Raw genomic sequence first — 262 nt, 5'->3', positions numbered from 1 at the left:
CTACAAAGCCGTGCTCACCATAGTTTTAGGCTTCATGTTGACCATTCCAGGTGTATCGAGTGTCTTCCGTAATCAAATTGAAAAATTCTTCAACAAATTACGTAAGGATGAAATCCCAGACATGACTGAAGACTTAGAAAAAGTTCAGCTTCAAACCAGCAATAAACTTAAGGACATTGTGAAGATGGTTGTGGATCTTGGGGTGTTCGTAACACTGTCATCAGTCGGCGCAGGTGCTTTCGGAATCAGGGCTTTGTTGATT

The 262-nt window shown here is 41.6% G+C and carries 1 pseudogene; it reads left to right on the top strand.

The features are described 5' to 3' along the window. A pseudogene (locus ACG9ZB_RS17470) lies at positions 1-262 on the top strand (sulfite exporter TauE/SafE family protein); the annotation flags it as partial.

Origin of the sequence: Acinetobacter johnsonii (assembly GCF_048551975.1) — a bacterium.
GTDB classification, from domain to species: Bacteria; Pseudomonadota; Gammaproteobacteria; order Pseudomonadales; family Moraxellaceae; genus Acinetobacter; species Acinetobacter johnsonii_A.
This window is presented reverse-complemented; position numbering and strand designations above follow the sequence as displayed.